This is a genomic window from Roseovarius sp. MBR-6 (genome assembly GCF_040547525.1).
Classification (GTDB): Bacteria; Pseudomonadota; Alphaproteobacteria; order Rhodobacterales; family Rhodobacteraceae; genus Roseovarius.
The window spans coordinates 1-18,248 of record NZ_JBEPPW010000030.1 but is presented as its reverse complement, the minus strand read 5'-3'; the positions used below and the strand labels follow the sequence as shown (position 1 = coordinate 18,248).

At 63.1% G+C, this 18,248-nt stretch carries 16 protein-coding genes; 8 read left to right on the top strand and 8 right to left on the bottom strand.

Annotated elements, in window-relative coordinates; genetic code table 11:
• Window positions 1–149: 149 nt before the first annotated feature.
• Both ABIE57_RS19090 and ABIE57_RS19085 read left to right on the top strand, forming a co-directional pair.
• Window positions 150–632, top strand: a complete 483-nt coding sequence (locus ABIE57_RS19090; RefSeq protein ID WP_354540629.1) for a TRAP transporter small permease — start codon at window positions 150–152, stop codon at window positions 630–632.
• Window positions 633–636: 4 nt separating this feature from the next.
• Window positions 637–1,914 (top strand): TRAP transporter large permease, encoded by a 1,278-nt coding sequence (locus tag ABIE57_RS19085; RefSeq protein ID WP_354540627.1) that lies wholly within the window; start codon window positions 637–639, stop codon window positions 1,912–1,914.
• 105 nt (window positions 1,915–2,019) lie between these two features.
• Here the strand turns inward: ABIE57_RS19085 and ABIE57_RS19080 are convergent, their stop codons facing one another.
• The 6 genes from ABIE57_RS19080 to ABIE57_RS19055 all read right to left on the bottom strand — a co-directional run bounded on the left by ABIE57_RS19080 (window position 2,020) and on the right by ABIE57_RS19055 (window position 8,606).
• Entirely contained in the window at window positions 2,020–3,171 is a 1,152-nt protein-coding gene (locus ABIE57_RS19080; RefSeq protein WP_354540626.1) for an alpha-hydroxy acid oxidase, read from the bottom strand.
• The gene (locus tag ABIE57_RS19075) at window positions 3,159–3,902 is read right to left on the bottom strand and encodes an SDR family oxidoreductase (protein ID WP_354540625.1); all 744 of its coding nucleotides are present in this window, start codon (window positions 3,900–3,902) and stop codon (window positions 3,159–3,161) included. The genes ABIE57_RS19080 and ABIE57_RS19075 overlap by 13 nt, the downstream gene beginning before the upstream one ends.
• A 13-nt stretch (window positions 3,903–3,915) precedes the next feature.
• On the bottom strand, window positions 3,916–4,680 hold the full coding sequence (locus ABIE57_RS19070) for an SDR family oxidoreductase (RefSeq protein WP_354540624.1): 765 nt from the start codon (window positions 4,678–4,680) through the stop codon (window positions 3,916–3,918).
• 2 nt (window positions 4,681–4,682) lie between these two features.
• Window positions 4,683–5,981 carry a M24 family metallopeptidase gene (locus ABIE57_RS19065; protein WP_354540623.1) on the bottom strand — a complete coding sequence of 433 codons (1,299 nt, stop codon included), beginning with the start codon at window positions 5,979–5,981 and terminating at the stop codon, window positions 4,683–4,685.
• 81 nt (window positions 5,982–6,062) lie between these two features.
• Window positions 6,063–6,872: an SDR family NAD(P)-dependent oxidoreductase gene (locus ABIE57_RS19060; protein ID WP_354540622.1), complete on the bottom strand. Its 810-nt coding sequence runs from the start codon at window positions 6,870–6,872 to the stop codon at window positions 6,063–6,065.
• An 18-nt stretch (window positions 6,873–6,890) separates the two neighbouring features.
• Window positions 6,891–8,606: an extracellular solute-binding protein gene (locus tag ABIE57_RS19055; RefSeq protein WP_354540621.1), complete on the bottom strand. Its 1,716-nt coding sequence runs from the start codon at window positions 8,604–8,606 to the stop codon at window positions 6,891–6,893.
• A 334-nt stretch (window positions 8,607–8,940) separates the two neighbouring features.
• On the opposite strand from ABIE57_RS19055, the gene ABIE57_RS19050 reads away from it, so the two are divergent.
• The 6 genes from ABIE57_RS19050 to ABIE57_RS19025 all read left to right on the top strand — a co-directional run bounded on the left by ABIE57_RS19050 (window position 8,941) and on the right by ABIE57_RS19025 (window position 16,409).
• Window positions 8,941–9,891, top strand: coding sequence for a sugar ABC transporter substrate-binding protein (locus ABIE57_RS19050; RefSeq protein ID WP_354540620.1), 951 nt, complete (start codon window positions 8,941–8,943; stop codon window positions 9,889–9,891).
• 195 nt (window positions 9,892–10,086) lie between these two features.
• Window positions 10,087–11,061 (top strand): ABC transporter permease, encoded by a 975-nt coding sequence (locus ABIE57_RS19045; RefSeq protein WP_354540619.1) that lies wholly within the window; start codon window positions 10,087–10,089, stop codon window positions 11,059–11,061.
• Window positions 11,062–11,075: 14 nt separating this feature from the next.
• Window positions 11,076–12,077, top strand: a complete 1,002-nt coding sequence (locus tag ABIE57_RS19040) for an ABC transporter permease (protein ID WP_354540618.1) — start codon at window positions 11,076–11,078, stop codon at window positions 12,075–12,077.
• A complete protein-coding gene (locus tag ABIE57_RS19035) occupies window positions 12,074–13,627 on the top strand; it encodes a sugar ABC transporter ATP-binding protein (RefSeq protein ID WP_354540617.1) in 1,554 nt (517 codons plus the stop codon). The genes ABIE57_RS19040 and ABIE57_RS19035 overlap by 4 nt, the downstream gene beginning before the upstream one ends.
• Complete coding sequence (locus ABIE57_RS19030) at window positions 13,624–14,481, top strand: fumarylacetoacetate hydrolase family protein (RefSeq protein WP_354540616.1); 858 nt, start codon at window positions 13,624–13,626, stop codon at window positions 14,479–14,481. The genes ABIE57_RS19035 and ABIE57_RS19030 overlap by 4 nt, the downstream gene beginning before the upstream one ends.
• Window positions 14,482–15,059: 578 nt before the next feature.
• Window positions 15,060–16,409 (top strand): tyrosine-type recombinase/integrase, encoded by a 1,350-nt coding sequence (locus ABIE57_RS19025; protein ID WP_354540615.1) that lies wholly within the window; start codon window positions 15,060–15,062, stop codon window positions 16,407–16,409.
• Here the strand turns inward: ABIE57_RS19025 and ABIE57_RS19020 are convergent.
• Entirely contained in the window at window positions 16,381–17,097 is a 717-nt protein-coding gene (locus ABIE57_RS19020) for a hypothetical protein (RefSeq protein WP_354540614.1), read from the bottom strand. The genes ABIE57_RS19025 and ABIE57_RS19020 overlap by 29 nt on opposite strands.
• Window positions 17,098–17,099: 2 nt before the next feature.
• Window positions 17,100–17,528 carry a hypothetical protein gene (locus ABIE57_RS19015; protein ID WP_354540613.1) on the bottom strand — a complete coding sequence of 143 codons (429 nt, stop codon included), beginning with the start codon at window positions 17,526–17,528 and terminating at the stop codon, window positions 17,100–17,102.
• Window positions 17,529–18,248: the final 720 nt, after the last annotated feature.

Below are 18,248 nucleotides of genomic sequence, written 5' to 3'. Positions count from 1 at the left end.
TCCATCAGCGCCAAGCAGCATAACATCAACCAACAGAGCCGGAGCCCTCCAGACCAAAATCACGCCGCCTGTTCCAAATCATTCGACGACGGACAACCAAAATCGAGGTCGAGCTCGAGGACGAGCAGATCGACCTCGCGGATGTGTCCGTGGTGGATTATCCGCTCCTCGTGATTTTCTGGGTGTTGGCCTTTGTGGTCTTTCTCCAGTTCTTCACCCGCTACGTGCTCAACAACTCGCTGGGATGGACCGAGGAGATTGCGCGTTTCCTGCTGATCGCGGTTACTTTTACAGGGTCGGTCATGGCGGCGCGCAAGAATTCCCACATCGCCGTGGAATTCCTGTATCGCTATGTCCCGCGCCCGGTGCGGCGGGTGTCGCAATTCGTCATCGACGTCCTTTCGACCGCGTTCTACGCCGGCATGACCGTCCTGACAGTGCAACTTGCCGGACGCACGACACAGTTGATGGTCTCCATCGAAGTGCCGAAATCCGTTGTCTACTACTATGTTGCCGTCTGCTTTGCGGGTATGACGCTGTACGGTCTGATCAACACCGTAAGGCATATCCGCATGGGCACCAGCCGCTTGATCGACCCGGAGGATCACGGCGACCTCAAAGGGGTGGACTGATCCGATGACATTCACGATCTTGTTTCTTGTTATCGGCGTGCTGCTGCTTTGCGGCATGCCAGTCGCCATCGCGCTGGCAGGAGGGTCTGCGCTTTTCATCCTGATGGGGGATGTGCCGCCGCTGATCGTGGCGCACCGGGTCATCAACGGGGTTGACAGCTTTCCGTTGCTGGCGGTGCCGTTCTTCATCCTGGCCGGAAACCTGATGAACAGCGCCGGGATCACCGAGCGCATCTTCAGCTTTGCGCTGGCGCTGGTGGGCTGGATGCGCGGCGGGCTGGGGCATGTGAATGTCGGCGCCTCGGTGATCTTTGCCGGCATGTCCGGCGCCGCCGTGGCCGATGCTGGCGGGCTTGGCTCCATCGAGATCAAGGCGATGCGCGATGCGGGCTATGATCCGGGTTTTGCCGTCGGTGTGACAGCGGCCTCGTCGACCATCGGGCCAATCATCCCGCCCTCGCTTCCGATGGTGATCTATGGCGTGGTATCGGGCGCGTCCATCGGTCAGCTCTTTGCAGCAGGCTTCCTGCCGAGCATGGTGATGGCGGCTTCGTTGATGCTGATGATCGCCTATTACGCCCGCGTGCGGAATTTCAAACGCGATCAACCTTTTGCGCTGAAACTGCTGTGGGTGACCTTCGCGCGAGCCTTTCTGTCGCTGTTGACCCCCGTCATCATCGTCGGCGGCATCCTGTCGGGGGCTTTCACCCCGACCGAAGCGGCCATCGCGGCCTGTGCCTACGCGCTTTTCCTGGGCCTCGTCGTCTACCGCACCCTGTCGCTGAAGCGGTTTCTGCGTGTCAGCTACGACACGATCGAAACCACCGCCGTGGTGCTGTTCGTGGTTGCGGCGGCGTCGATCTTTGCATGGATCCTGACTTCAAACCGCGTGCCCGAGGCAGCAGCGACCGTGCTGCTGGCACTGTCGGACCGGCCTTGGGTGATCCTGCTGCTCATCAACCTGATCCTTTTGGTGGTCGGCTGCTTCATGGAGACGGTCGCGGCCATCACAATCCTGGTGCCGGTGTTGTTGCCGGTTGCGGTGGAACTGGGCATCGACCCGGTTCATTTCGGGGTCATCATGGTCCTGAATCTTATGCTCGGTCTGCTGACACCGCCGGTGGGCATGGTGCTCTATGTGCTCAGTCGCGTGTCGGGTGTGCCCTTCGAGAAATGCGTGGTGTCCACCGCACCGTTCCTGATCCCGCTGCTCGCTTGCCTGCTGTTGATGACCTTCGTGCCGGGCATCGCCATGTGGCTGCCCACCCTTATCTACAGATGACGGGGCCTCGGCGGGCCGGACAGAGCCCACATGCGGTAGGCGACATCCAGAGGTTGCGCGCGGTACCCGCCGATCGGGAGTGGTCGATCAACCCCGCGCCATGCTTTAGCGGAATGTGCTAAGCACCGATGACTCGACATCCTCGTAGGCAGGAACGCCGAGTTGGCCTAAAGCGCGGACCAATTCCAAGGTCAGTAATTCGAAGGCGCGCTCGGCGCCTGCCTCACCTCCAGCGCCGACACCATAGGCAAATGCCCGACCGGCAAAGGCGAAATCCGCGCCGCGCGCCTTGGCCCGCAAGACATCCGCGCCACGACGAATGCCGCTGTCGAGGATGACGGTCATCCGCTCCCCCACAGCCTCGGCAATCGCCGGGAGCGCGTCGATGGTAGCGGGGCCAAAAGCCACTTGCCGACCCCCGTGATTGGAAACGACGATGCCGTCACAGCCCAAGTCCGCGCATTTGGCCGCGTCTTGCGGATGCAGGATGCCCTTGACCAGAAGCGTGCCTTTCCAACGCGCCCGCAGGCGTTTCAGGTCGTCCCATGTGAAACCCGGTGTGATCAGGGTCTTCTGAACATCCGCATAGGACGTGGCGCTTTGCAACAGGTCGGCGTAATTGGCGATGTTCGGCTTGCCATGGATCAGCGTTTCCAGAGACCAGCGCGGATTGGCCATCAGCCCGGCGATCACCTCGGGCGTGATCCGGAACGGCACGGCAAGCTGATTGCGGATATCGCGGTCGCGCTTGCCTGCTGCGGGCACATCTGCGGTGACCATTAACGTGGTATAGCCCGCCGCCTCGGCGCGCGCGATCAGGCCCTCGGTCACCTCCGCATCGCTCGAGACATAGAGCTGAAACCAGCCGTTGCCGTCGGCGGCCTTCGCCAGGGCCTCGAGCTTGGTAGAGGCGGCAGAGCTTGCGACATAGGGGATGTTGCGACGCTTGCAAAGGCGCGCCAGCGTCAGGTCCGCCCCCGGCCAGAAGGCATTGAGCATGCCGATGGGGGCCATGCCGAAGGGCGCGTCATAGGTCTGGCCAAAGAGCGTGGCGCGCGTGTCGATCTCCGAGACATCCACCATGTAGCGCGGCGTCAGTTCGATCTCCTCGAAGGCCTCAACATTGCGGCGCATATTGCGCTCGCTTTCCGCACCGCCATCGACCAGATCGAAGGCAAAGCGCGGAATGCGCCGCCGGGCCCGCAGGCGCAGATCGTCGATCGAGGCGGCCCGCTCCAACCCCATCAGATCGACCACCCGCCATCTATGGCAAAGGCCTGCCCGGTGGTAAAGGCCGACATGTCCCCGGCCAGATAGCAGACCATTTCCGCGATTTCCTCGGGCTGGCCAAGCCGCCCCATCGGCTGGCGGTCCTTGAAGGCGGCAAGAGCTTTGTCGAAATCCCCCGTTGCCGCCAGCCGCTCGTTCAGCGACGGGCTTTGCACCGTGCCGGGGCAGATCGCGTTGCAGCGGATGCCGTGTTTGACGAAATCCGCCGCGATGGACTTGGTCATGCCGATGATCGCGGCCTTGGATGCGCCATAGGCAAAGCGGCGCGGCGCGCCCTTTTCGCTGGACACGATGGAGGCGATGTTGATCACCGACCCGGTCCCAAGCTCCAGCATGCCCGGCAAAACCGCCTTGGTGATGCGGAACATCGCCTTGGCGTTCAACTCAAAAGACCGATCCCAGACCGCCTCGTCACAATCGAGGATGGTGCCGTCATGCACCCATCCGGCGCAGTTCAGCAGGATGTGCAAGGGCGGGGCAGAGGCGATCAGCGCCTCGACCGCCGCCGCATCAAGAACGTCCAGTTGGTGGCCGGTGATGTTGGGGCTGGTCTGCGCGAAGGCCTCGACCGCCGCGCCGTCGATATCGGTGGCGATCACCTGCGCGCCGCGCGCGGCCATCGCTTCGGCACTGGCGCGCCCGATCCCGTTCGCCGCTGCCGTGACCAGCGCAGTCTTGCCTGCAAGTGTCTGTTCCATTTGTTTTCCTCTCTCAGCGCGCGAGCCAGCCGCCATCGACGGTGACGGTGCTGCCGTGGCAATAGCTGGCGGCGTCCGACGCCAGAAAGACGGCGGCCCCGGCGATTTCCGACGGGTCGGCAAAGCGGCCCGCGGGGATTCGATCCAGCAGCGCCTGTGCGCGTTCAGGATCATCCCGCAACGCCTGCGTGTTGTCCGTCGCGGTGTAGCCCGGCGCGATGCTGTTGACGTTGACGCCCTGCGGTGCCCATTCGTTGCACAGCGCCTTGGTCAGGCCGAGCACCGCATGTTTGCTGGCGGCATAGGCGGGCACGCGCAGCCCGCCCTGCGCGCCCAGAACCGAGGACACGATGATGATCCGCCCCGAGCCTTGCGCGACCATGTGCCTGCCCGCCGCCTGTGACAGCAGCCAGACCGAATCGAGATTGACCGAGAGCACGCGCTGCCAGTCCTCCAGCGCCAGATCGGTGCTGTCCTCGCGGTGGATGATTCCGGCATTGTTGACGAGGATATCCAGCCCGCCAAGCGCATCGGTGGCAAAGCGCACGACCTCTTCGGCCCCGGCGCGGCCCATGCCGGTGAAATCGGCCTTTACCGCCGCGCCCTTGCGCCCCAGCGCTTCGATCTTGCCAAGAGTCTCTTCGGGCTGATGGCTGCGATAGGTCAGCGCCACATCGGCCCCGGCGGCGGCAAGGCCGAGGGCGATGCCCTCGCCGATGCCGGTCGCGCCGCCGGTGACAAGGGCCTTGCGGCCAGTCAGATCAAACGGATTGGCCATGATCAATACCGGTTCGCAATCGGCAGATCCTCGGCCGGGAAGAGGCTGATCACCTCGCAGCCGGTTGGCGTCACCACCACCTCTTCCTCGATCCGCGCGGCGGAGTAGCCGTCGGCGGCGGGGCAATAGGTCTCCAGCGCGAAGACCATGCCCGTCTGGATCTCCATCGGGTGATCGAGGCTGACGGCGCGGCTGATAATGGGCCGCTCGTGCAGGGCAAGACCGAGGCCGTGGCCGAATTGCAGGCCGAAGGCCGCCTCTTCGGAGGGAAAGCCGAACTCTTCGGCCTTGGGCCAGACCTCGGCCACCTTGTCGGTGCTCACCCCCGGCTTGATCATCGCGATGGAGGCGTCGATCCATTCGCGTGCCTTGACATAGGCGTCGTTCTGCGCGGGTGTGGCACGCCCGATATTGAAAGTCCGGTAATAGCAGGTGCGATAGCCCTGATAGCTTTGCAGGATGTCGAAAAACGCCTGATCGCCGGGCCGGAAAAGCCGGTCGGTGAAGTTGTGCGGATGCGGGTTGCAACGCTCGCCGGAGATGGCGTTGATCGCCTCGACGTCATCGCTGCCCATCTCGTAGAGCATCTTGTTGCTGAGGGCCACGATGTCGTTTTCGCGCACGCCCGGCTTCAGCTCCTCGTAGATCATGTGATAGACGCCATCGACCATCGCGGCGGCCTGCGTCAGCAACTGGATCTCGTCCCAGTTCTTGATCTCGCGCGCCGCCAGCATGATCTGCTGGCCGTCGATCACGTTGATCCCTTCCTCCTGAAGCGCGTGGAACATCGCGGTTTCGGCATAGTCCACCCCGACCGGCATGTCGGCCATGCCGGCCTCGCGGATGAGCCGGGCGATATCCTTGGCGTACTTGCGCATCAGGCCAAATTCCGGCGGGATCGTGCCGCGCATGCCGACCACACCCGCAAGGCAGTGATCGGGTTCCAGCCAGTCGGAATAGCGCTGGTGATGTACAGCGGCAGAGCCGAAATCCCACACATAGGGGCTGTCATCGCCGGTGAGCAGGCAGAAGCGGCACATCTTGTCGCGCTCCCATTCGCCGATCTTGGTGGCCGAGACATAGCGGATGTTGTTCACGTCAAACAGCAAGAGCGTGCCCGCGCCCGAGGCCTGTAGCGCCTGACGGGTCCGCGCAAGGCGGTAGCGGCGCAGCCGGTCATGGTCGATCCGGCGCTCGAAATCGACCGAGGTGTGGCCCCATGCGGGCAGCCGGTCGCGCCATTCCCAGTTGGGTTCGAGATCCTGCGGGGTGAGCAAATTGGGCATCAGGGCGCGTGTCATGTGAAAACTCCTTTGGTTGCGCGGTGGTCGCGCGGTGTTGGGTGCATGGCTGGGGATGCATCGGGCCGAGGCCCATGGGCGTCACTGGATGCACCAGCCGCCGTCGATATGGATCATCTGGCCGGTCATGTAGTCGCTGTCGTCGCTGGCAAGGAACGACGCCGTGCCGGTGATGTCATCGGGATAGCTGACCCGCTTGATCTGCAGCGCGTCGCGCACGATGTCGTCATAGGCTTGGCCCTCGCGCTCCTTGAAGCCGATATCGACAAGGTCCTTGTCCAACTGCTCCCAGAGCGGCGTGACCACCACACCCGGCGCATAGCCGTTGACGGTGATGTTGTGCTCGGCCAATCCGATGGCCCCGCAATGGGTAAGCGCGAGACAGCCGTATTTCGAGGTGCAATAGACCGTCACATCGACCAGCGGCTTTCGGCTGGCGATGCTGCCCACGTTGATCAGCTTGTAGGGGTGGCCCTCCATCGGGCCCTGGGCAATCATCTGGCGGGCGGTTTCCTGCATGCCGAGCCACATCGCCTTGGTGTTGACGTTCATGATCAGGTCCCAGTTGTCTTCGTCGATATCCATGAAGAACCGGGGCTTGTTCAGACCCGCATTGAACAGACCCACATTGATCGAGCCGAACGCCTCGACCGTGGCGGCGACGGCGCTTGCATTGTCGGCGCGGCTGGTCACGTCCATCCTGACCGCGATCGCCCGGCCATTTCCGGCGGCGTTGATGCGGTCGGCGACCTTTTGTGCCTCGGCCTCGTCGAGGTCGCCAAGGCAGACATTGGCGCCCTGCGCGGCAAAGCTTTCGGCATTGGCGGCCCCCATGCCGCGCGCGGCACCGGTGATCAGAATGTTTTTGCCGTTCAGGCGGTTCGGGTCCATGGGTCTCTCCTCCTCAAGTCACGATGGTCCGGGGTGTTCGATCAGCGCCTCGGCCCGTTCCTGGGCCTGGCGCAGGGCGGCGCGGGGACTGATAAGACCGCGCAGCATGTCGTGGAATTCCTCACCGCAGATCTGGATGATCCCGGTGATCTCTGGCACCGGCGGGCGCGGCCAGAATTGCAGCTCGTCGCGCCAGGACATGGCATCGACCGCTTCGAATATGGGCGAAGCGCGGCGCACCTCGGCGTCGGCCCCGACCGAATAGCGCGGATTGGTGCGGCTGCCGTTCTGCACATAGAGCTTCTGCGCCTCCGGGCTGGTGAAGACGCGCAGCGCCTCGACCGCCGCCGCCACCCGCTCGGGCGCGAGATTGGCCGGAATACCCATCACATAGCCCCCGACAGGGGCCACATTGGCTGCCCCCGGCCCATGTGGATGCGGCAGATAGCCGGTCTGCCCATGCGCGGGCGAGGACGGGTCAAGCTCGAAATATGGGGCCAGCAGGGTGTAGCCATAGGCCATGGCGATCCGGCCTGCCGCATAGGGGCGTACCCGCTCGTACCAGGACATCGACAGGATATCGGGCGGCGAATAGCGCAGCAGTTCCATCAGGAATTCCGCCGCCTTCAGCCCCTTGTCAGTGTCGATAGTCACGCGGTAGTCGCGCGCCGCCAGCCCATCCGTGTCAAAGCCCCCCGCCATCTCGGGCAGATCGAGTATCGGCTGGCCAAAATCCGCCATCGTCATCAGCACGGTATGGCCGAGCGCGGTGCCGCGCGCCGCGTTCCAGCCGATGCCGTAGCGGCCTTTTTGCGGGGCGTGCATCGCGCGCGCGGCGGTGAGCAGCTGATCGGTGGTGGCGGGCGGCTCCAGCCCCGCCGCAGCAAAGAGATCGCGGCGATAGAACAAAAGCTCGGGCGTGGTCTGCGCGGGCACGGCATAGGGCCGCCCGCCCCAATGCGCAGCCGTCCAGCCTGCGGTATGAAAATCCGCCGGGTCAAGCCGCGCCACATCCATGACCTCGTCGAGCGGCATCAGGATGCCCTTGTCGGCGAACTCGCCGATCCAGGGCAGATCAAGCGCGATGATGTCGTAGCGGCTGGCGTTGCGCTCGGCGTTGCGCAGCGCCTCGTCGCGCAGCCGGTCGATGGAAAAGGCGCGCTGATGGATTTGTGTGCCGATCACCTGTTCGAACTGCCGCTTGAGGTTCTCCATGACCATGAAGGTCGGATCGCCATGTACCAGCACGCGCATGCCGCCTGCGAGCTTGAGCGGTTCGGGCAGAACCTGAAGCGGCGGGATCGCGCGGGCGGTCATGTAGGAGCCGCCGAAATAGTAGTCCCGCGCCTCTTCGCGGCTGGCGTGACTGTTGAAATGGGTTTCGGCCAGCCGCCGCACCCGTTCCGACATCTGGCTCCATTGCTCCAGCAGCTTTTCGCTGGGATGCAGGGAAAAGCTCTTGCCCGTCTTCGTGCGCGGGCGCTGTTCGATCAGCCCTGCCTCGATCATCTCCCGCAGGCGCCGGCTGGCGGTGGCATAGGGCACGTTGCTGGCGGCGATCAGGGATGTGGGCGTCATCACCTTGGCCTCGAGATGTCCCTTGATCGCGTGCAGCGCCATGCGGAAAACCGGGTTGGGATCCTGCAACTCGATGGCGGTCTCCAACTCGTTGCTGCATTCCTCCAGATAGGACAGGATGCGCAGCAGGTCGCCCGTCGCGATGGACGCATGCATCGGTCTCTCCGCGTTTTCGCTCATCGCGTTCATGAGGGCGGCAGGCTCCTTTGCCGGTCCGCGCGGGGCACCCGCCGCAGACTTCTTCAATTTGGATGGATTCGATTTCACCATCGCGGGTCTCCTCTTCACATTGTCGAAATCCGGATGCGGAAAGTATCGACGATATATCCATATTGAATATAAAATTATCCAATATTGATATATTTACTGCATTGCCGGAGCGCCTTTGAGCGCAAGCTTTCACCAGTCGTCCGGCACTCCGGGCGGTGATTCCCTCGTTTCGGAGGAGGGGGGAATGCACATGACAGGAACATTCGGGGAGGAGAGCCTGATGAAATTTCGTACAGTTCTCGCGGCGACCGTGGCCAGCACCGCTCTGGCCAGCGCGGCCCAGGCCGATGGCTACAGGATCGGCATCACGCAGAACAACGTCGGCGTGGATAGCTATCAGACAACCTATGAGCGCGCGTTCATCACGGCCGCAGAAGCGGATGACGGCATCGAGACCGTCGTTCTGGATGCAGGCGGCGACGTGGCCCGCCAGATCGCACAGATCGAGGACCTTATCCAGCGTGAGGTTGATGCCATCATCATCTGGCCGACCAATGGCGAGGCTGTGATCCCCGCCGTGCGCAAGGCCAAGAAGGCCGGTATCCCGGTGATCGTGACCAACTCCAACATCGACGAGCAGGGGTTCGACTTCATCGCATCCTTCTCGGGGCCCAACAACGTCACGCAAGGCGCGCGCGCCGCCGAGATCATGTGCGACAAGTTCAAGGACATGGGCATCGCCGAAGAGGCGCAGGTCGTGCACATCACCGGCCAGCCGGGCTATACCACTGCCATCGAACGCGCCAGGGGGTTCGAGGATCGCCTGCCCGAGATCTGCCCCGATGTCACCGTCCTTGACACCCAGCCGGGCGACTGGAACCGCGAAAAGGCGCAGAAGGTCATGGAGGCCTTCGTGACCAAGTATAACGACATCGACGGGGTCTATGCCGGCGACGACAACATGGGTGTGGGCGCACTCAACGCCGCCCGTGCCGCCGGACGTGACGGTATCATTTTCGTTGGTGCCACCAATTTCGCGGTTGGTTATGAGGCGATGGAGCGCGGCGACTACTGGGGCTCGATCTACCAGTCCCCTGTCGATGACGCCGAGGCAGCATTGCAGACCGCGATCGACGTGCTCGACGGCAAGGACGTGCCGTTCCTCAACTATTTCGACACGCCCAAGATTACCCAGGACAACATGGGCGAATTTAGCAAGCCAGTGTTCTGAGACCTGGCGTGCGATCATGCCGGGCGCGGCGTGGACCGCGCTCATCCGGTCCCGCGAGACGTGTTAACATCGAGGCCAGGGCGAGGTGTGAAAGCCGTGTGTGCCCGACGCCCCGCGCGTAGTCGGCACGCGGATCAGACCGGCGTTCGACGCGCAGTTCAGGGCGCTGGAGGATGGGGCCAGACGGAGGAGAAGATGGCGACACTCACGAAAAAAGACATCGGCGGCTTTCTGGCCCGACAGGGCATTCTGGTCGCTTTTGCCCTTTTCATGATCGGTTTCACGCTGGCCAATGGCCGGTTTCTCGATCCAGACAATGTCATGGGGGTCATCCGCTCCTCGGCCATTCTGGGCGTCATGGCGCTTGGCGTGACCTTCGTGGTGATCAGCGGCAATCTCGACCTCTCGGTCGGCTCGATGATGTCGTTTTCCACCATCGTCGTACTCGACCTGCATGACAAGATCGGCCCGGCGCTGGCGATTCCGGCGATGTTCGCGATGACGCTTGCGCTCGGGGCCTTCATCGGGTTCCTCGTCGGTTATCTCAGGCTCAACTCGCTGATCGTCACCCTGGGGATGCTTTCGGCCATCCATGGTCTCACGCTCACCTGGTCAGGCGGCAAGAACATGGATATCGCCGACAAGGACGGCACCTGGTTCAGCCTGTTCGGCCAGAGCAGCGCGCTTGGCATCCCCGTGCCCATCCTGATCTTCCTGCTGCTCGCCTTGGGCCTCGGCACGGCGCTCGCCAAGACGCCCTTCGGGCGCAAGATCTATGCCGTGGGCGGAAATGGCACGGCAGCGACGTTTTCGGGCATTCCGCGCGCCCGGGTGGTGTTCAGCTGTTATCTGGTCTCGGCCTTTTGCGTGGCCACCGCCGGGCTGTTGCAGGCCAGCCGCTCGATGGGGTCGCAGAACACCGTGGGGCAGGGGCTGGAGCTTGAGGTGCTCGCAGCCGTGATCCTGGGGGGCGCGTCGCTGATGGGCGGATCGGGGACGATCTTCAAGACGGTGATCGGCGTGCTGATCCTCGGCTTCATCCAGAACGGGCTGCTGCTCGTCGGGCTGCCCTTCTATGTCCAGTATGTGGTGACCTGGGTCATCATCATTCTCGCCGTCTGGCTTGATATCGCGGCCAAGCGTGGCCGCCTCTGGTCCCCCATCGCGTGAAGAGGAGAACAGCAATGGCAACCGGTACTCTCGGCAGTTTTCTCAAGCGCGGCGCGATCTGGGGCTTCATCGTCCTCGAGCTGATCTTTTTCACCGTGGCGGGCGACGTCCTGTCGCTCAGCGACAAGGCCTTCATGGACGCGGGCAACATGCTCTTGCTGTTCAAGCAGTCAGCCCCCATCGGCATCATCGCCATGGGTATGACGATCGTCATGGTCAACGGCAATATCGACCTCTCCGTCGGGGCCACCTACGCGCTCAGCGCAGTCGTGCTTCTGGATGCGATGACATGGCCGGTCTTTGGCGGGCTGGGCGATTGGGTCATCCCCGTCGCCTGTCTTCTGGCGCTGCTCACCGGCACCGTGCTGGGCGCGATCAACGGGTTGATCGTGTGGAAAACCGGGGTCGACGCCTTCATCGTCACGCTGGGCGCGATGCTGGGTTATCGCGGGCTGGTGTTCATGTATAACGGCGAACAGCCGACCAGCCATCTCAACTGGACGCTGGTGGATTTCGCCGAGGCTCAATTCCTTGGCCTGCACACCGCGACATGGGTCCTGCTGCTGGTCACCGCCGCGATCTGGTTCCTGATGAACAAGACCGTGCATGGCCGCAACGCCTATGCCATCGGCGACAATCGCGAGGCGGCGGTCAATGCGGGCATCCGGGTGGGGCCGCACATGATGATCAATTTCATGATCATCGGCGCTCTGGCCGCGCTCTCGGCGGTGGTGTTCTACGCGGAAAGCGGCTCGGTCAATCCCAATGACGGCGAGCTTTACGAGCTTTGGGTGATCACGGCGGTGGTGCTCGGCGGCACCAAGCTCAGCGGCGGGGCGGGGTCGATCATCTCGACCTTCGGGGGCGTGCTGGCGATCCAGCTTCTGCGCAAGGGGCTGGCGCATATCGGCGCCGACACCTCGACCGTCAACCTGGTGATCGGCCTGATCCTGATCGCGGTGCTGCTGTTGGACCGGCAGTTGAACGTCAAGGGCAAGGAGGAATTGAAGATATGACCACGCAAATCCCCGTTCTGCAGCTGGAAGGTATCGTCAAGACATTTCCCGGCGTACGGGCCCTCGATGGTGTCTCGCTCAGCATTCTGCCCGGCGAAGTCCATGCCCTGATGGGCGAAAACGGTGCCGGGAAATCCACCCTGATGAAGGTGCTGGGTGGCATCCATCAGCCCGACGAGGGCCGGATCATCGTGAATGAGCAGCCGGTGGTGATGTCCGGCCCGCTCGACGCCAAGGCCAAGGGCATCGTCTTCATTCATCAGGAACTCAGCCTCGCCGAAGAGCTGAGCGTCGCGGAAAACATCTATCTTGGTGAATTGCCGGAAAAGCGGTTCGGTCTGGTGGATTGGAGCGAACTTTATGCGCGGACCAACCGGATCCTCGAAAAACTCAAGGTCGGCTTCGATGCCCGCACCCGTGTCGGCGATCTGTCCATCGCCAATCAGCAGATGGTCGAGATCGCCCGCGCCCTGACCGTCGACGCCAAGGCGGTGATCTTCGACGAGCCGACTGCCTCGCTCACCGATGCCGAAAAGGTGGTGCTGTTCGACGTGATCGCGGATCTGCAATCGCACGGGGTGGGAATCATCTACATTTCGCACCGGATGGAGGAGATCTTCAAGATCACCGACCGCATCAGCGTGCTGCGCGACGGGGAGTATCGCGGCACGCTCAACACCGCCGAGACCAATGAGGAAGAGGTGACGCAGCTGATGATCGGGCGCAGCCTCGACCTGAGCCGCGTCGAAAGCCATCACCAGATGGGCGAGATCGCGCTCGAGGTGCGCGGTCTGTCCTGCGGGGATCTGTTCGCGGATGTGAGCTTTGCCGTGCGCAACGGCGAGGTGCTGGGGTTCTACGGCCTTGTCGGGGCCGGGCGCACCGAGATCGCCGAAACCCTCTTTGGCCTGCGCGAGCCCTCTGCCGGGACCATTCACCTGAACGGCGAAAAGGTCCGCATCCATTCCCCCGCCGATGCCATCGCGCGTGGCATTTCCCTCGTCCCCGAGGACCGCAAGGCGCAAGGCTTGGTGCTGGGCATGAACTGCCGCGACAACATGACCCTGCCGCAGGTCGATGACCTCAAGGCCGGGCCCTTCGTGGCCGAAGGCTCCGAGATCGCGATCTTCGATCAATATCGCGACAAGCTCGATATCCGCACCCCGGGCTGGAAACAGGTGGTGGGCAATCTCTCGGGCGGCAATCAGCAGAAGATCGTGATCGGCAAATGGCTGGCGATGCGCCCCAGCGTGCTGATCGTGGACGAGCCCACGCGCGGCATCGACGTGGGCAGCAAGTCCGAGATTCACAACCTGATCCGTGATCTGGCGGCCCATGGCTACGCGGTGATCGTCATCAGCTCGGAAATGCCCGAGGTACTACATGTCTCGGATCGCATCGTGGCGATGTATTCGGGCCGAGTCATGTGCACATTCACCTCCGAAGAGGTCACCGAGGACAGCCTGATCCAGGCGATTTCCGGTCTCACTCCGGGGCAGACACACCAGAACCACACGACCCAACTCTCCGAAGGTAAGGACATCCAATGAAACTTCTCCGACATGGCGCACCCGGGGCCGAAAAGCCGGGCCTGCTCGACACATCGGGGCGCGTGCGCGATCTCTCCGGCATCGTGCCGGATATCGCAGGCCAGGTGTTGCGGCCCGCCGGTCTGAAAGCCCTTCAGGATCTCGATATCGACACGCTGCCCGTGGTGGAGGGCACCCCACAAGAGGATCTGCGGCTCGGGCCCTGCGTCAGCGGTATCGGAAAATTCGTCTGCATCGGTCTGAACTATGCCGATCACGCCGAAGAGGCCGGCATGCCGATCCCAGATGAGCCGATCATCTTCAACAAATGGACCTCGGCGATTGTCGGCCCGAACGATCCGATCCAGATCCCCCGCGGCTCTGTGAAAACCGACTGGGAGGTCGAACTGGGAGTCGTCATCGGCGAGCCCGGCGCCTATATTGACGAGGCGGACGCGATGGATCACGTCGCCGGGCTCTGCGTGGTCAACGATGTCTCGGAGCGCGAATTCCAGATCGAACGCGCCGGAACATGGGACAAGGGCAAGGGCTGCGACACCTTCGGGCCGACGGGGCCTTGGCTTGTGACGCTGGACGAGATCGAGGACATCGACGCACTCGATATGTGGCTCGACGTGGATGGCGCGCGGATGCAGACGGGCACCACCGCGACGCTGATCTTCAAGATCCCGCAGCTTGTGTCCTATTGCAGCCAATTCATGAGCCTGCACCCCGGCGATGTGATCTCGACCGGCACGCCGCCGGGCGTCGGCATGGGCCAGTCGCCGCAGCGTTACTTGCGGGGGGGCGAGGTCGTCACCCTCGGGATCGCGGGCCTGGGTCAGCAGACGTCGAAAGTCTTGCCCTCCGGCTGAGTTTCGCAAAGCGACTGGCCCATGGTCGGTTGTCCGGTCCGCAGGCCACGTTGGTCGTGCGGAGCTGGACAGGGCGGCCTTCTACCTCGATCCGGCTTTCCCAAGTTGCCGGGGTAGACCTGGAAGGAAAACATCGGCCAGAGAAACCAGCTCGATTACCTGTCTCTGGCAACCTGCCCGAGACATGGTCAAGTGAGCTGCAGAGGACCGGCGCCTTCCATCCTTTGCCAGTATCCGGGTGATATCATCGCGGGTGCCGCGTGCTCGCTCTTGCGCGCCAAGACCGATATCGAACCGGGGACACAGAATGAGACTTGAATTCGCAACGAGCCCATGACACGCTACGGGATAATCGCAGTATGATCGCAAACTAAGTCATTGATTTCATTGGATTGCTTCAGCCCCTACCGCCGGAGCCATTTATCTTGCCCATACCGCTACGCTCGCGGGCAAGATGCTGACTAACCCCAATAAATTCAACGCGCTACCTCAAATGTCCGGTTGAGCATTCTACCGACGTTGCCCGACAACATCGCTGACCAAGCGGTCAAAATTCGGTCAAAGCGATGAGGTCGGTCATGCCACACCAGAAGATCACGCAGGCGCTCGTGGACAGCCTGCCCTACCAGGATGCAAGCACCCTGTGGGTCCACGATAGCGAACTTTCAGGGTTCAACCTTTCCGTCGGTCAGCGAACCAAGACCTACTATGCCGCAGGCGAACACGCAGGAAGATTCATCCGCGTGAAGATCGGTCGGGCGGACGTTACCAAAGCGAACGAGGCGCGCGCCGTTGCGCGGGACGTGCTGCTACCCGAAATCCGTCGCGGCGTCGATCCGCGCGCGAAGCAGCTTACCGACGACGACCAAACCTATGCCCGCATCCTTTCCGGCATTCGTGAGGCACGTCCCGAAGACCTGAGTGATCAGATGGCGCAGCGCATCATTCGCGGGAAGGCGAAACGGCGCGCGGATGAACTGACCGTCGGTCAGGTCTGGGCAATGTATGAGGCGCACAAGCGCGCCTCGATCCTGGAAGAACACGGGCCGGAAAAGGCGCGACGGGCAGAGACGCACATCAACCAGCAGCGGCGCTACCTCGGCGGCGCGGACAGCTACGGCAAGGATGGGGCGTATGCCGCGACCCTCGAATGGCCGAAAGGTTGGTGGGATCGTCCCATCACCAGCATCACCCCCGAACTGTCCTCAACGACATGGCGCAACCTGTCGCGCACGCGCGGTCGCCGCTCGGCACAGATGTTCTTCAACGCCGTCCAGGTGCTGTTCAACTACGCGGTCGCGAAAAAGGAGGTGCCCGTCACGTTGCACCCGATGGTGATTGACGTTGCAGGCGACGGGATCGGTCTGCCGGAAGGTTGGGCGTCGCTGAAAGCCCAGAACGCCGTCGAGCGTATCTCGGACATTCGGGCATGGTGGCGGCAGGTGGACAAGATGACGGTCATCCCGAAGTCGGCGATGAAGGTCGCCCTGCTGACAGGTATGCGCCCAACCGAAGTGCTCGCGATGCGTTGGGATCAGGTTGACCTCGACGCGGGCAAGGTGTGGTTCGGAATGACCAAGACCACCGACTACCGGGAGATTGCGTTGTCGTCGTGGTCGGTCGCGCAGTTGCGCCGTCTTGAGGCGATGACCGGACGGCGGGAGTATGTCTTCACGGGACCGACGGGCGGTCGGTTGCAGACGCTGCCGACCGTGACGCGCGGCGCGGATCGCTGGACCCCGAAGCAATGCCGCAAGGAATGGCAGACCGTGGCGGTCGAGATCGGCATTGGCGACACCCAGCGGCGGGCACAGGTCGGCAAGGGTCTCGGCGGGACGGATGGTCACTACATCGTGTCGCCTGACCTTCGGTCGTCGGTGCAGGCAGTTGCTGACGCGATCATGAAGCGGGTGGAAGGCGTCGTCTGAGGTGCGCCTTGGTCTCGCCGTCGATCACTTCGATGCCGCCGCCCTCGATCTCGACGGTCTCCATCTTGACCACCAGTTCAAGGTCATACTTCGAGCACAGGTCGGGGATGATGTCCGGCCAGTGCGCGCAGGCGATGCGCAGGGACGCGAGAGACGCGCCATAAGGGCGAGTCAGTGCGCGCATTGTGCGCGCCATGAAGGACGAGCCATTGGGCAGGGGCAGGCCGTCGTAGATGCCCTTGAGCGACGAGTCCTTTGGCAGGACCAAGGTGCCGTCCTCGCGGACCTTGAAGCACAACCAGTGGCCGTTGAAGGACGGGTGGGAACGCGCGGGCGGGCGCTCCTTCTCGGTCGCGGGTTCGATTTCTTCGGGTTCGATTTCAGGCATTTCCAAGTCTCCGTTCCTGATACGTCGGGCGCGTTCGAGGTTGACGGTCTGCCGCCCGTTAAGCCCTGGGATGTCGGCCTGCCCGTTTAGCACGCGCAAGGCGAGGTCTCTGACTGCGTCGCCGCGCCCGTCGAGGTATGACGCCACCTCGTCGCGACGTGCGGCCCAGGGGCCTGTCGTGTCGAGGAGGAAGCACAAGGCTTGCGATTGATCGGACACCGACGTGCCCGCCGTTGGGGCGAACGCGTCGGAGTAGGCCTGCCCGACGACGAGCGTCCACAGGTCCTTTTCGCGGCCCATGTTCAGACGTCAGCGGCGAGGGCGTCGCGGACCTGCTCGGGCGCATCATCCCAGGAACGCAGGGGAACGATACGGCGCTGCTCGTTGCGCGCCTTCGTCGTCATGCGCTGGTAGTCGCGGGGGTTGGTTTTCCCGGCGAGGATATACAGGGCGTCTTCCGTGTCGAGGTGGGTCGCCGTGAACTTCGCGGGCGGGTTGTTCGCGTCGCCTTCAGGGTCGCCGAAGGACACGGTGGTGCCCAGGATCGTGGCTGCGTGCTTCGCCTGCGCATATGCGCGCGGGTCGCGGCGCTTGGCGTGCGGCACGACGGCCATCTGCGAGGTGACGTGAACGAGGTCCACGCCCAATTCGTTCGCACGTTTCAGGGCTTGTTGGAAGGCAGGGGTTTTCGCGTCGGCGTCGGCCTTAGCGATGAAGATAGGGTCGGTCATGTGTCAATCCTTCGTTGTCAGATTGGGCAGGCTCCGTTTGTCGAGCGAGGAGTCGGGAAAGCTCGCCCTGGGCCGGAGCCCGCCCAGGTGCGCGTTGCCCAGGACGAAACGACGTTGAGTCCTGCGTGCTGATTTCTGAAGGCGGGAAACGAGGTGCCGGGGGAGTTTTCAAGGTCCAGCGGTCAAGCGGCAATCAGGACGAACCAGACCCGCCGCTAACCCCGCCTCGATGCAAGCGGTCGAACTTGATATGGCATCAGTTCGCGTGCATTCGCGCGTGACAGGACGGAAGGAGGGCGAGATGATCAACCACGATCCTGCAAACCCTGCGCCCTGCATGGGGGTCAACGGAGTTTGGGCCTTTCGCGCGCGCTCGCGCAACGCAGGCGGCTGACTGTGCACCGCCTGGCTTGAGGCGTGAGGCGGGGCAATGACTGAGCCACACCGTCGTGGGGGCAATGGGCGGGATGCCGGTTCGCTCGGGCGCTTTGCCCGGTCATTCGTGGGGCATCAGGCATATGCCAAGCGCAACGACAACGAGCGCGACCAGAACGGGGTTAACCTCAGGCATCATCGGGCCGCGGGAGGCTAGGGATAGCGACCTGCGGGGCGTTCAGCGACACACCTGTCAACGGCGGAGACAAAACCGGCCACGTGGCGGTGCAAAAGTAGGCCAGTGGCGGGGCACTAAGCGCCATGGCGCGTGCGCTGCCCAAATAG

Bases quoted from the DNA above. Each gene is read 5' to 3' on its own strand.
- ABIE57_RS19085 (WP_354540627.1), top strand. From the start codon at position 637: ATGACATTCACGATCTTGTTTCTTGTTATCGGCGTGCTGCTGCTTTGC.
- ABIE57_RS19075 (WP_354540625.1), bottom strand. From the start codon at position 3,902: ATGGAACAGACACTTGCAGGCAAGACTGCGCTGGTCACGGCAGCGGCG.
- ABIE57_RS19070 (WP_354540624.1), bottom strand. From the start codon at position 4,680: ATGGCCAATCCGTTTGATCTGACTGGCCGCAAGGCCCTTGTCACCGGC.
- ABIE57_RS19065 (WP_354540623.1), bottom strand. From the start codon at position 5,981: ATGACACGCGCCCTGATGCCCAATTTGCTCACCCCGCAGGATCTCGAA.
- ABIE57_RS19060 (WP_354540622.1), bottom strand. From the start codon at position 6,872: ATGGACCCGAACCGCCTGAACGGCAAAAACATTCTGATCACCGGTGCC.
- ABIE57_RS19055 (WP_354540621.1), bottom strand. From the start codon at position 8,606: ATGCATGCGTCCATCGCGACGGGCGACCTGCTGCGCATCCTGTCCTAT.
- ABIE57_RS19050 (WP_354540620.1), top strand. From the start codon at position 8,941: ATGAAATTTCGTACAGTTCTCGCGGCGACCGTGGCCAGCACCGCTCTG.
- ABIE57_RS19045 (WP_354540619.1), top strand. From the start codon at position 10,087: ATGGCGACACTCACGAAAAAAGACATCGGCGGCTTTCTGGCCCGACAG.
- ABIE57_RS19040 (WP_354540618.1), top strand. From the start codon at position 11,076: ATGGCAACCGGTACTCTCGGCAGTTTTCTCAAGCGCGGCGCGATCTGG.
- ABIE57_RS19035 (WP_354540617.1), top strand. From the start codon at position 12,074: ATGACCACGCAAATCCCCGTTCTGCAGCTGGAAGGTATCGTCAAGACA.
- ABIE57_RS19030 (WP_354540616.1), top strand. From the start codon at position 13,624: ATGAAACTTCTCCGACATGGCGCACCCGGGGCCGAAAAGCCGGGCCTG.
- ABIE57_RS19025 (WP_354540615.1), top strand. From the start codon at position 15,060: ATGCCACACCAGAAGATCACGCAGGCGCTCGTGGACAGCCTGCCCTAC.
- ABIE57_RS19020 (WP_354540614.1), bottom strand. From the start codon at position 17,097: ATGGGCCGCGAAAAGGACCTGTGGACGCTCGTCGTCGGGCAGGCCTAC.
- ABIE57_RS19015 (WP_354540613.1), bottom strand. From the start codon at position 17,528: ATGACCGACCCTATCTTCATCGCTAAGGCCGACGCCGACGCGAAAACC.